The organism is Candidatus Margulisiibacteriota bacterium (assembly GCA_041661965.1).
In the GTDB taxonomy this organism is placed as follows: domain Bacteria; phylum Margulisbacteria; class WOR-1; order O2-12-FULL-45-9; family XYB2-FULL-48-7; genus XYB2-FULL-45-9.
In genome coordinates, this window is sequence record JBAZTH010000001.1 from 79,210 (window position 1) to 92,069 (window position 12,860).

The 12,860-nt window shown below is 53.0% G+C and carries 12 protein-coding genes; 9 read left to right on the plus strand and 3 right to left on the minus strand.

What is annotated here, in order from left to right; translation table 11 throughout:
• Nucleotides 1–66 precede the first annotated feature (66 nt).
• Nucleotides 67–1,374 carry a hypothetical protein gene (locus tag WC772_00190; protein ID MFA6169177.1) on the plus strand — a complete coding sequence of 436 codons (1,308 nt, stop codon included), beginning with the start codon at nt 67–69 and terminating at the stop codon, nt 1,372–1,374.
• Here the strand turns inward: WC772_00190 and WC772_00195 are convergent.
• Genes WC772_00195 through WC772_00205 form a run of 3 tightly spaced genes read right to left on the minus strand, consistent with a single transcriptional unit; the run spans nt 1,369 to nt 5,647 of the window.
• Nucleotides 1,369–2,184 carry a glycosyltransferase gene (locus WC772_00195; GenBank protein ID MFA6169178.1) on the minus strand — a complete coding sequence of 272 codons (816 nt, stop codon included), beginning with the start codon at nt 2,182–2,184 and terminating at the stop codon, nt 1,369–1,371. The two genes, WC772_00190 and WC772_00195, sit on opposite strands and share 6 nt — an antisense overlap.
• Nucleotides 2,184–3,473, minus strand: coding sequence for a radical SAM protein (locus WC772_00200; protein MFA6169179.1), 1,290 nt, complete (start codon nt 3,471–3,473; stop codon nt 2,184–2,186). Before WC772_00200 ends, WC772_00195 begins: the two co-directional genes overlap by 1 nt.
• Complete coding sequence (locus WC772_00205) at nt 3,470–5,647, minus strand: glycogen/starch synthase (protein ID MFA6169180.1); 2,178 nt, start codon at nt 5,645–5,647, stop codon at nt 3,470–3,472. Before WC772_00205 ends, WC772_00200 begins: the two co-directional genes overlap by 4 nt.
• An 88-nt stretch (nt 5,648–5,735) precedes the next feature.
• On the opposite strand from WC772_00205, the gene WC772_00210 reads away from it, so the two are divergent.
• From WC772_00210 to pth, 8 genes are all read left to right on the plus strand, one after another.
• On the plus strand, nt 5,736–6,143 hold the full coding sequence (locus WC772_00210) for a hypothetical protein (GenBank protein ID MFA6169181.1): 408 nt from the start codon (nt 5,736–5,738) through the stop codon (nt 6,141–6,143).
• The gene (locus WC772_00215) at nt 6,127–7,089 is read left to right on the plus strand and encodes a glycosyl hydrolase (GenBank protein ID MFA6169182.1); all 963 of its coding nucleotides are present in this window, start codon (nt 6,127–6,129) and stop codon (nt 7,087–7,089) included. Before WC772_00210 ends, WC772_00215 begins: the two co-directional genes overlap by 17 nt.
• Before the next feature lie 103 nt (nt 7,090–7,192).
• Complete coding sequence (locus WC772_00220; GenBank protein MFA6169183.1) at nt 7,193–8,140, plus strand: sugar ABC transporter permease; 948 nt, start codon at nt 7,193–7,195, stop codon at nt 8,138–8,140.
• Nucleotides 8,140–9,009 carry a carbohydrate ABC transporter permease gene (locus tag WC772_00225; GenBank protein ID MFA6169184.1) on the plus strand — a complete coding sequence of 290 codons (870 nt, stop codon included), beginning with the start codon at nt 8,140–8,142 and terminating at the stop codon, nt 9,007–9,009. The genes WC772_00220 and WC772_00225 overlap by 1 nt, the downstream gene beginning before the upstream one ends.
• Nucleotides 9,010–9,024: 15 nt before the next feature.
• Nucleotides 9,025–10,695: a sugar-binding protein gene (locus WC772_00230; GenBank protein MFA6169185.1), complete on the plus strand. Its 1,671-nt coding sequence runs from the start codon at nt 9,025–9,027 to the stop codon at nt 10,693–10,695.
• A 17-nt stretch (nt 10,696–10,712) separates the two neighbouring features.
• Entirely contained in the window at nt 10,713–11,438 is a 726-nt protein-coding gene (locus WC772_00235) for a hypothetical protein (GenBank protein MFA6169186.1), read from the plus strand.
• Nucleotides 11,439–11,441: 3 nt separating this feature from the next.
• Nucleotides 11,442–12,287, plus strand: coding sequence for a hypothetical protein (locus tag WC772_00240; GenBank protein MFA6169187.1), 846 nt, complete (start codon nt 11,442–11,444; stop codon nt 12,285–12,287).
• Between the two features lie 2 nt (nt 12,288–12,289).
• A complete protein-coding gene (gene pth, locus WC772_00245; protein MFA6169188.1) occupies nt 12,290–12,847 on the plus strand; it encodes an aminoacyl-tRNA hydrolase in 558 nt (185 codons plus the stop codon).
• Nucleotides 12,848–12,860: the final 13 nt, after the last annotated feature.

A 12,860-nucleotide genomic window follows, 5' to 3' on the forward strand; every position in this document is an offset into this window, starting at 1 on the left:
CCATTCCGTCGGAAAATTTGGCTGAAATTTGTTTGTCAAAAGCTCGATATTAGTATGGAGGCCGCAATGATCAACCAAATTTCCAGGCAAACCAGTAGTCCGCGTCCCAGGGCTCTGCCAAAAAGGAGCGCCCCCGCTCTGGTTGATCGGTTGGCCCAAACCGTTTTCCCAAACGTACAAATATCTGTTGAGGGCCGGCAATATGCCGGTGTGCCGAGAGAATTCACGCCTTATGTGCTAGCCGCCTCAACCCAGGGGCCCGCCGGTAGCGGCGGCCCAGGCAAATCCCGCCCGCCGGTTAATTCCTATCTTGGGCCGCTAAGGACCTTGTTGGAAAAAGCGGAAAATTCAAGGCTTGGCGTTAAGTCGGTTATTGTCAGCGTCGTCGCCGGTTGCGGCGCCGGAGCGGGCGTTTATTTTTCAGGTTTTACCGGTTATTCGCTTTTTTCACTGTCGCCCTCGCCGTCCGCGGCCGTCAGCTCGTTTTTGTTTCAATGGGGAGCGACCATTACGGTTGGCGTTCTTAGCTCGCTGTTTGTTCTTGGTTTAGCTAAGTTGAAAAATCATCTGCAATTGAGGGTTGCAGCCAAGCAAATATGCAGAACGGCTGAAAATGGAGCCGGACTGGCGAAATTGGCCTTGGCTTTGCACGCTCTTTCTTCCCGGAAAGAAGTCGGATTATCGGTCATTGGTTCGCAGTTAAAAGGGCAGTCGAGAGCTAAGCTGAAAAATTATGTGCGGGCGCTGGCCGAAGCTGAAAAATACCTGGCCGCCTTTAACTTCGATCCTAATAAGTATGCCGATCAAAAAGCGCCCCTCATTCAAGACCCCGTGTCGCGTGACGGCTTAGCGAAGGAATTAACGAGCTATTTAACGGCGCTCCCGGGAGAAAGCGAGGCGGCGGCTGTTTTGCGTGAGTGTCTGAAGAAGCTCAAGGTGGGAGAGACTAAGGGCGACTCTGACGCCGGCCGGGATATCGAGAAAAAATATAGAGAATGGGAATTGCTCTTGCCTGATATCGCGGCTGGTCGGGCGGTCCCTTTCAGCGAGATTAATCAGGTAGTCGGTGAGATCAATAAAATATTATGGACTTTGCCTAATGGTGACGGCTTGGCTGAAAAATTGTTGACGTTGAAGGCGGCCCTGCTTGAACATACAACCCGGGAAATCCGCTCCGCCCGGGCGTTTATCGACTCGAATATTGAAGAGCTCTACGCCGTCACTTCGGGCAATGGGCATTCGGACAAGAAGAGAGCGCGGGAATTGCTGGCGGAAGTGAAAAGCCACTTGTTGACCGCCCCGCCCAACCTCGGTCAAGCTCCGTATAATATTCTGCCGGAAGCTGAAAAACGGTTGTCCGCCCTTTTATCATAATCCCAGGCCATCCTTTCCCGGCAGCGGGAGTTCCAGCGCCGCCTTGGCGTCATGAAAATCTGATTTTATTGTCCGGACTCTTTTGCGGAATTGTTCCGGGTTGAAAGTGTCCTGCCAGTAGTTGCCTTCATAAGGACCGTCGACCCTGACGGTGTCGATCTTGAGGCCAAGCCGTTTGTAGACCCCGGGGAAAAAAGTACAGGCGGTCCCCAGTTTTTTCATCGTTTCTTCGTTAACGTAACGGCGAAAATTTTCCCAGCCCTCCCGGCCGAAGGCCATCCCGCCGCTGATAAAATCGGTGCCGAAAGAAAAGAGGGAAAGCTTTGCCGGCCAGATATCGAGCCGATAAGAGGCGTAAAAATTGAGCGCGCTTTCCAAGCCGAATTGCCAGAGCGGGTGGGAGAGGAGGTTGCCGCAGCTTCTGACCCCGATCGCCAAATCGGCGCCGTTGACGATGGCGCGGCTTAAGGCGGGAATGGCGGACGGCTTGACGTGCAGATCGTCGTCTCCCATGATGGCGAGGTCGGCCCCCAGGCGTTGGAAAGCATGATCAATGCCGCGGAAGCGGGCATAAGCCGGCCCGATCTGCGGGACCGAGATCGCGGTCGCCCCCGGCCGGCGCGCCGCCGAGAGGACGGCCAGGCTGTTGCTTTGAGTGCTGCTGTTGTTGACGACCAAGACGATATTTTCGGGGTTTTGAGCGAGGACAATGTTCCTGGTCCGCACGACGGTATTGTGAAAGCGGGCCTCGCCCAATCTGACGACGGAATTATAAGCCGGGATGACGTAAACGATTTTTTTTATTTTCATTAGGGAAAGTTATGCGCGGGGTGCGTTCCTTTCTGTAAAATAACAAGCTCGGTCAAAAAGGCCTCCAATTGCCGCTGATTAAGGGCGAGAATGTCCCAGAACATTTTATTGTCGTAAGTTTTAACGCAGATCGGCGGGCACCTTTTTTGAAAAGCCCCGTGGTTGAGTTCCCAGAGAACTTCCCGCCGCCGCTGACCATGCCAGATTTCCCTGAAACTTTGGGTGCTGAAATCGCCGATCCGGAAAAATGGATTACCGTTATGTTCGGTGCAGAGATGGACGCCGCCGTCGTAACCAACGCTGATCCGCCAGGGATTGGCGGTGCAGAGCCCGAATTGTTTCTGCTGACGATGATTGATGTCCCGGAACCTTTCTTCGATTGCCAGCGGCCGAAAATTCGGCAGAAATTGAGAGTCCGGAACAATATGGTACTCGAAGTTTCGAATGAATTCGTCGAATAAAGCCTGCGGGTATTGTTCTCTTTGGGTCCCGTCGTACCAGGGATAGCAGACTTCCGGACGGAAGGCGGCGGAATCGAGCTGCCCGACCTGGCGGGTCCCATCCATCATGATTTCCTGGAAAAGATCCCCAATGGTCGCCAAGCTATCGCTGGTCCTGGGGTTAACCAGGAGGCCAAGCCCGACGGCCGTCGGTGATTTTGTTTCATGTTTGACCTTGGCGATAAATTTTAAAAGCTCCAGGACTTTCGGTAAGTGGGCGGGCTTGTCCAGGTAAAGACTGATCCGCAAAAAGACGACCTCCAGCTCGGTCAGGAGAATGATCGCGTCTTCTTTAGTCAGATGAGTGCCGTTGGAGAAGACGCCAATCTGCATGCCCAACGATTTTGTGCGGCGCATCATCGGGATTATTTCCGGATGGGTGAACGGTTCGCCTCCGCCGGAAAAAATGACGCCGCGAAGGTTGGCGGCTTTAAATTCATCTAAAATGTGCGCGGCCAGTTTAACGTCCATCAAGCGGCGGCCGCGTTCTTCCGCGGTCAAAAGCCGTTGTTCCTGATAAGTGCAGCGCGGGCAACCCATGTCGCATTCCAACGACGGGGCGAATTCGGCGGTGACCGGCGTGACTTCGTAGAGCCGTCCGCTTAAAAAAGTTTTAACTTGATCGGGATGATGGATCCATTTCCCAAATCCGTACATGCCATAATTTTTTTTGGTGGCATCCTGATGTTGGAGCCGCCGCATCGCTTCAGCAATGCTTCGGTTCGTGCTTTTAGGGAGAAGCGAACGGGGGATGGTTTCGGCGAAAAGGCCGGTCGGTTTAAGGCTCATGGCTTACTTGACGGCGCTGCTTCGACCGGGAAAGAAAAATCGGTCCAGAAACGCTGGCGTGGATGGACGTAACGCGAGCCGGGAGAGACGATTAACTGGGGCGATAAGATGGTCGTCAAGTCTTCCGACAACCGGATGAATTCGAAAACGTCTTCGTTGTCGACCAGGATCGGGCGGATCCGAGGTTTGGGGAGAAGGACGCTGGGATCGCAGTAGGAGAGCTGTTCCAGATCGGCCAGGAAGCTGTTGATAAAGACGGGAATTCGCTGATAGCCGGCTTCGCGCCTTTGTCGTTTCGAGAGCGAATGGTAAGGAGCGAGCTTGATCCGGTTGTTTTCGCCCTTGACCGGCAAACTTAGCCCGTTTTTAGCTGTGTTTGCCGTCAACTCGGCGGTCATTCCTTTGGGCTGGTGCAGGGCGAGGAGGGCTAAAAATTGATCGGTCGAGATCCTGGCCCCGAGATTGCGCAGCCCGCCGCTGAAGAAGAGGGTATCCGAACCGAACCGACTGATGACGGCGGCCATTTGGCCGCTGGTCTTAAAACGGCTTAAGGCCTGGCCGTGTCCCTGGGCGGTCAGGACCAGGCGTTTGCCGTCGGCTTGAAGAAAAAGTTTTCCTTCTTTATCGATGACCGGATAACGGCCGAGATGCTCGAAAAAGAAGAGCTGGTCCGGGGAAAGGCCGGTTGGGACCAGTTCCCGGTGAAAATATTCCTTGACCTTTTCTCCTTTTTCCCCGAGCGGGGTCATGATCGCCCAGGGGATCGTGATCCCGAAGCGCTGTTGGGCGGCGAGCAGGTCTTTGGCTTTTTCGGCGAAAAAAGTTGTTTTTTGCTCGCCTAACCGGAATGTTTGCAGACCGACCGAGAACATTTGTTCGGCCGGCCGGCCGTAAAAAAAGACCCCGGAACTGCTGGCGTTGGTCAAGAGCATTAACCGCCCCCGCTTTATTTTTTCTTCGCCTTGGCCGACCAGTTTCGGGTCCGGAACCTCGTCAATGACCTGGAGCTCGCGGCCAGGGAGAAAGGCGACGGCTTCATTTTCCCGAAACGGGTCGTAGCCGATGACCCGGCGCTGAAACAGGTGAAAATCCTCCCAGTCGTCGATCCTTTTTAAGTCCTCAATTAAAGGGGGAAGCTCTTCCGGGACGATCCTGTCTAGGATGTGTGCTTGCCCGTTTTGCGCCGCGGTCAGGAGGGTCTCTTTCTCTTCAGCGGTGAGGGAGCGGGATCTTTCCACCGCTTCCGCGATCGGCGGATAATTATAATGGAGGATCTCAAGCGGAGTCAGGACCTGCCAACCGCTTGGATGATCGGGTCTGCCTGATTCCATCCCCTTAAATTGAAAAGGGACGACCTGCCGCAGGGAGCTGACCAGTCGGTCGACCAAAGAACAAATCTGGTCGGAGTTCGGTTCGACCAGTTCTTTCGCGTCCACAACCTGGTAAAAATCGGGCGCGCAGAGCCCCTGCATTTTCAAGGCCAGGTCGAGCAGGGAAATGGAGCCGTTCCGTTTTATTCCGGCCAGGTCGAAGTTTTCAAACTGCAGGCCGGTCTGATAAAAAGCGCGGCGCGGGAATTCTCCCCGATAAGCCTGATTGAACATCAGCTGAAAATATTTCCAAATAAAGGGCAGGGGTGGTTCTTTTTCCGGGGGTATTAATTGTGTTGCCCGGTTTCCTGGCGGCAGAGAGAAGGGATTGTAATTGTTGGGAAAAATTCGTTCGCCGAAAGTCTGCAGATAATGAGCGATCAGGGCGGTCGGCCAGTCGAGAGCGATAACGAAGTCCGGCCGCATTTTAGCCATTAGTTTGACCAAGCCCTGGGAAAAAAACGTCAGATTGGCCAGGGAAGCGTTCCCTTCGTAAAGGTGCGGCCCCTGAAAGAGCCGGTCGTTGCCGATCGCGTAAACAGGCACTTTCTCTCGAACGAAAAGATCGATGCTTAACGGAAAAGTTTCGCCGTTGATATCGATCGGCGGGAAACGATGTTTGTAGGCTTTTCTCCCTTCTGCCGGCAGGGTGACATGTCCGGGCATGACCGCTATCGTGTCGATCCCCCGTTGCCGCAATTCTTTGGCGACGCCGCGGGCGACATGACCAGGCCCGCCGCCGACATTCCCCAAGCCTTCGTAAGCCCAGGCGGCGATAAAACCCTTAATTGTTTTTACGCGCATATAAACTATTCCCCCATATTTCTCGCTCCGATCCAGCGGTAATTTCACTTCTTTATGATTTATTTTGAATGTGCTACAATTCCTTTATATGGCAGCCAAGAAGCCGATCTTTGCCGGTTTCGGTAAACCGGGCGAACAGGTCGAAGAAAAACAAGAAGCTTATTATCTTTCCGGGAAGGGGACCGATCTCGGTTGCGTCCTGCTGGTCCAGGAAGAGATCAAAAACCCTTCGCTTTTGGAACTGGAGATCAAGGGTTACATTAATAAAGGAGCGGCCTGGTCCCGGCTCCGGGTCGAGGTTTTCGACAAGGATAACCTGGAAATTCCCGCGACCTCGTTTGAGGAAGAATACCTGATGGCCGGCCTCTCGCCTGATTTTTTTAAGCGCCTTGATTTCCCGATCCTCGGTATTGTGAAGCGGCCGTTCAAGGTCCAGGTTATGGTCGTTGGACCGTCGGAAACTAAGTTTGAGATCCGCAATGTCCATCTCCGCTAATTATGTCCGTTTTGCTTTTTTTTGCCTGCTGCTTATTCCCGCTTGTTCCAGGCCTAATGTGACCGAGCCGGCCTTAACGCCGGTCTCCGGCGATTATGAGGGGTGCGCTTTCGGGGCTTTTGTCGACGGGTTGGATAATATTCCCGCTTTTCAAACTAATATCGGAAAAAAACTGGCGGTTGTCCACTGGTATGTCGCCTGGGAGAGTCCCTTTCCCAAAACCGAAGCCGATCAAGTCTCTGCTAACGGGAGCATCCCCATGATTACCTGGGAACCATGGTTGAACAAACCACCCGGCACCTTAGAGGCGATCTCGAGCGGGCAAAGCGATGCTTATATTCGTTCTTTTTTGCAAGCGGCGAAAGAGTGGGGGGCGCCGCTCTTCCTTCGTTTTGGTCACGAAATGAACGGCAACTGGTATCCGTGGGACGGCGCGCATAACGGAGGCGCCGCCGGACCGGAAAGATACAAAGCGGCCTGGCGGCATCTTAGGGCGATAAAAACGGAGTTAGGCGCGGATAATGTAACCATGGTCTTTTGTCCCAACAATACAAATCAGCCGGCGGAGAGCTGGAACACGATCGCGGCTTATTACCCGGGCGATGAGGAGGTCGATTGGGTGGGGCTTGACGGTTATAATTGGGGTGAGAGCGCGTGGTGTTCGTTTGATTCCCTCTTTGGCCCGGCTTATTTGGAATTGACCGCTCTTTCCGGCAAGCCGCTGATGATCGGCGAGTTTGCCTGTGCCGAAACGGGAGGGGATAAGGGAGCTTGGATCAGCGACGCCTTGGCCAAACTTAAGAGCACCTATCCCAGGGTCAAGCTAGGCAACTGGTTTAACATTAACAAAGAGCGCGACTGGCGGGTGGAATCATCGTCGGGCGCGGCCGCCGCCGCAAAAAACTCCTTGCAAGACGCGTATTTTTTGGATAAAATACAACGCTAAGTGTTTCAGCGGCCGGATTTTTGAATTAGCCTGAAATTTACCGATCGTAATGCCGACTAATGGTTAGGCGCAACCGATTGCGACGGCCTGGAAAGGTGTCGTTTTGAAAAACAAAAAGCGAAAAAGTCTCTGGGTCAGAATAAAGCAAAATAAGATTGCCTATTACTTCATCGCGCCGACCGCTTTGGCGATGATCTTCCTGCACCTTGTCCCGATCGTGCAGGGGATCTACATGTCTTTTCTCGACCTGAACCAATTCACTCTGCAGCGATATTTGCTGGCGCCGTTTGTCGGCTTTGAGAATTACGCTCAAGTCTTGATCGATCCCAACAGTCCGGTTCGGATCGGCCTTTTCGACGCGATCCGTAACACCGTGCTTTACACCATCTTGGTGACTTTGGGGACCCTTTCTACCGGAATGGTCGTTGCTTTGATGCTTAATCGGAAATTTTTCGGCCGCGGCGTGGTCCGGACCTTTTTCCTTTTCCCCTGGATCATCCCGACATACGTGACCGGTTTGCTGTGGGGGATCATGTGGCTGCGCGAAGGCGGACTGATCAATGTGATGCTGGTCGATTGGCTCCATATTTTACCAAGCAAACCATCCTGGCTGACCGGGCCCAACACTCTTTGGGCGATCGTTATCCCGACGATCTGGCGCTACTGGCCGCAGTCGATGCTGATGCTACTGGCCGGACTGCAGACAATCCCGGAAGAGCTTTACGAAGCGGCTGATATCGACGGGGCCGGCCCCTGGCGCAAATTTTGGATGATTACCTGGCCGATGCTGCGGCCCGTCTGGTTCATCCTGATCCTTTTTGGTTTGATCTATAACACCTATTCTTTTAATATCGTGATCATGATGTTCGGTTTCGGCGCCGGTTTCCCCGGCGAGTGGGGCGATCTGATGATGACCAATATTTTCCGCAACTCTTTCCAGCTCTGGAATTTCGGGACCGGGGCGGCCGCTTCGGTTATTTTGCTGATCGTTATGATCTCTATCGTCAATGTCTGGTTTAAATACTTTAAACAAGCGGAGGAAATGCGCTAATGCCTTATTATTTGAAGAAGAGGATAACCGATATCGCCATCAACATCGTGATGTTGATGTTTTTAGCGGTGACCTTGCTGCCGATCGGCTGGATGGTTTTTTCCTCCTTGAAGAGCTCGACCGATATCGCGATCGGCCGGGTCGGTCTTTCCCAATCTCTGGACGGCCGACCGCAGGTCCATTGGAGTAATTACGTCGATATGTGGAAAAACGTCAATTTCGGCCTCTACCTCAAAAACTCCCTTATTATCTGCGGCACTACTATGGTGATTGCCATGCTCTTTTCAACCTTGGCTTCTTACAGCCTGTCCCGGTTCAAATTCCCGGGTTCGGACTTATTCAGCAATACCATTTTGGCTACGCAGATGATCCCGGCCATAATGTACCTTATCCCTTTATATATAATGTTTGTTAAGATCACGGTGATGAGCGGGATCCCGGTGAAAGGGACTTATTGGGGGTTGATTTTGATCTACTCCGCTTTTTTTACCCCCTTTTCGATCTGGATCTTAAGAGGTTTTTTTGCTTCCATTCCTAAAGAACTGGAAGAATCGGCCAAGATCGACGGTTGTTCGGCCGTTCAGGTTTTTTGGTACATTGCTTTGCCGCTGGCAATTCCCGGGATCATCGCCACCGGCATTTATATTTTTCTGACCGCCTGGGACGAGCTGATGTTTGCCTGGGTCCTGACCAACGCCGATACCATGACCATCCCAGTCGGGATCCGCTTGTTCGTCGGTAATTATCAGAACCGATTTGACCTGATGATGGCGGCGGCGACCGTTGCCACCCTGCCGGTCGTCGTTTTGTTCTTTTTACTGCAAAAATATATCGTCGCCGGCTTGACCGCCGGGGCCGTTAAAGGCTAAAGAGGGAGGAAGACAATGAGAAAATTTAAACATTCCGTAATCGCTGGAAGCATAATTTTGGCCGGTCTCGGCCTGGCTTCTGTATCCTCCGGTTTTGCCGCCACGCCTAAAGATGCCGCCTGTGCCGTGGAAAAGCAAACGGTTTTCACCGGCGTTTTCCGCGAAGGGGCCCCCCGCAACATGAATTACATCAAACAGTACGAACAGCAGGTCGGAAAAAAACCGGCCATGATCATGTGGTATCAGGACTGGGAGCAAGCTTTCCCGAAAGAAGATTGTCTGAAGGTCGCCGAATACGGCGCCACCCCCCACATTGTCTGGGAACCATGGTACTGGGGCGATCACGCGAAAGTCACCCTTAATGATATTATCGACGGCAAATGGGACGAATATATCCGTGGTTGGGCTAAAGGGGCCAAAGAATACGGCAAGCCGATCCTGCTCCGGGTCGCCCACGAATACAATATTGACGGCTACCCCTGGGGGACCATCAATAACGACAAAAATCCGGAGACCTATATTAAAGCCTATCGCCACATCGTCGATATTTTCAAAAAGGAAAAAGCTTCCAACGCTAAATTTGTCTGGTGCTTCATGAACTATTCTTATCCCGACGAACAATGGAACGACTGGGAAAAAGCTTATCCCGGCGACAGCTACGTTGACTGGATCGGGATCGACGGATATAACTGGGGGACGACCCAGAGTTGGAGCGAATGGCAGGTCTTCAAATATCTCTTTCGTGAACAAGCCCGGAAAAGCCGGATGCTCTGGCCGAACAAGCCGATCATGGTCGCGGAATTCGGCAGCGCCGAGCAGGGGGGGGACAAGGCGGCCTGGATCAAGGAGATCCCTAAATATTTGGCGACCAGCATGCGCGACATCAACGCGATTGTTTGGTTCGACGTAAAAAAGGAGACCGATTGGCGGATCAATTCCAGCGCCAGGGCGCTGGCCGCTTACAAAGAGACCATGAAGAGCCCGCTTTTCTCTTCTTCCGGCGCCGCGCTGGCCGCGCTGACCATTTCTCCCGGGAAGATCGAACGCCGGCTCGCTTTCGCGCCTAAAACGAAATGCGCGCTGGTTATTGACGGCGACTTGAGCGAATGGGATAAAACTTATCCGATCGTCATGAAGGACGCCGCCTTCTTTAAGGAAGGGCTGGATTGGGGCGGACCGCAAGACCTCTCCGGTACGATCTATTTAATGTGGGACGATCAATATCTTTACCTGGCGGCGGAAGTGGCTGACAAGAACCCCCTGATGAACAGGCGGATCAATCAGGAAGTTTGGAACGGGGACGCGATCGAAATGGTCCTGGGCCTTGATTCGGCCGAGCCCAAGAGGCACTCTTTCGGCAAAGGTGATTATCAATTCGGCTTCGGTACCGGAGACGGAAAAACGACCAAGCCGCAGATCTGGAACTGGCAAAGAAACAGAAGTCCGCGAGGAGGTGAAATTTCCGTTAAAAAAGCCGCTAAATTAAATGGATACGCCCTAGAGGCGAAAGTGCCGTTAGACTTTTTCCCCAACGGATTCAAGCCGGCGGTTGGGCGAAAAATTGATTTTGATATCGCTCTGGATGACGCCGACGCGAGCGGCCAGCGCGAAAAACAATTGATCTGGAATGGAGATTTCTATTTTTATAGGGACCCCGGTGTTTGGGGGATCCTGGAATTTAAATAACTAGGAGGTTTTTTTACATGAAGCGTTCGTTAATAACCGTTAGTTTGTTATCGCTTTTCCTATTTTGCGGTGCTTTGGCGATGGGCGGTCCGTCGCCGGAAAAAAAGACCGGTGAAACAAAAACTGAACAAACCGCTAAGCCGACCGCCATGGCCGAAAAAGTTTTCCCAATCGATAATTTCGAGTCCGGCAGCCTGAAAGCTCCCCGCGATTGGTGGGTCTTTGACGTTAAGGCGGAGATCGTCTCGACGGACCTCTTAAAGGCCGGAGAAAGCCTGGATGTCGGCCTCAAATCTCTTTTCCTTTCCGGTCCCGCGACCAGCTTCTACGTCGGTGGAATGGGGACATATCTGGCCAAAGAAGGGCAGGACCTCTCCAAATATAATGCCATCCAGGTCGATATTTACGGCGCCGGCGCCGATTCCGGTTCGTTGAAGATCGAGCTCTATGATGATGATAACGGCAACTGGCAAATCGAACAGGATAAGACCCGGAACTTTGCTTCGCTCTATGATGATAAGTGGGGCTACGAGGTCAAGATCGACTGGAACGGCTGGAAGAGGGTAGCGATCCCGATGGCCGATTTTGTCGATGAAAACCCGGCCGTCGGCGATGATATCTGGAATCCCCAGCAGAACAACAACTCGGGCGGCATGCTGCAGCTGCAGTTGATTTGCATCGCGACCAAGTCGAAGGGAAAAGTCGCCTTCGATCTGGACAATCTCGCGTTGCTGACCGAATAGATAATGAAAAGATTCTTGGTCTCGATCGCGGCCGGGCTTATCTTTGTAAGCTCGGCCGCGGCCGCCATCCAGCCTTTTGCCGAGCTGTGGAACAACCTGGCTTATTACTCGACCAACATAGAACAACAGGATTTCTCTTCGCTCTTGCTTCGCTATGAAGGGAAAGTCGGCTTTAATCTGGACGACTCCCCGTTCGACCTTTACGCCGTCTATTACGGCACCGCCTCCCAAACCAGCGATTATTGGGACAATTCGCTTTTTGCCGGTTTGGGCTTCAGGTTCCGGCCGTTCTACAATTACAAGCCGGGAGACTGGACGAACGAGTGGCTGCCTGACGTGAAAATCTTCGCGGAATCGCTTTCCGCTTCTTATCAAAAGAACGCCGGCGCGGCGGAAGCGGCCGGCTTGCCGAAAAATGATACCCGCTACGGCTTCGAGCTTTGGCATGTTTGGAACCTTGATAAACCGAACCCGAACGATTATTGGGGAGAGCTTTGGACAAATCTTTCTTTCCGGACCACCAGTTTTACCGCGACCGATTTTAACGACTGGCTCTTCTACTTTCAGCCCAAGCTTGGCCGGCACCTGGGGCGGGGGATCGAGCCTTATATTAAAGCTGACGTGACCTATTCCAATAAAAACTATTATTGGCAAAACGTTGCCGATTACGGGATCGGGATCAGGTTCGAGCCGTGGCGGAACACTGCCAGCGATGATTCGATCCTGAAAAAGCTCAAGATTTTCGCGGAAGTTTTGACTGTTTCTTATCTCAAGGATAAGCCGCCCACCGCTCAGCAGACCGTTTCAACCGATATTCGCTTCGGGATTGACCTCTCGATCGGGAGATAGCGATGTTTTTAGTCGTTGGCTTAGGGAACCCCGGAGCCGAATACGCCAAGACCCGTCACAACCTCGGCTTTAGGGTCGTTGATGAGCTGGCCGGACGACTGAAGCTCTCCTTCAGGGCCAAGCATCAGGCTTTGATCGCTGAAGGCCAGGTTGGCGACCACAAAACGAGCCTCGCGCAACCCCAAACCTACATGAACAATTCCGGCCAATCGGTCAAAGAGATCGTTTCTTGGCATAAGTTGCCGAATGAAAAGCTGATCGTTATTTACGACGATGTCGATCTCGAGGTCGGCCAGGTCCGGGTCAGGGAGAGCGGGTCCGCCGGCGGGCACCATGGGATCGAATCGATCATGAGCCACCTTAATTCGGGGGCTTTTGTCCGAATTCGGATCGGGATCGGCCGGCCGAGCGCCGGCGGCGATGTCGCTAACTATGTTTTGGGCCGGATCGCGGCCGACCAGCAGGAAGCGCTCGCGCTTGCTATCCAGACCGCCGCCGATGCCGCTTTAGAGGCGATCCTCCACGGCACTGCCGCCGCGATGAACAAATTCAACCGCTAGTTATGCTACAATC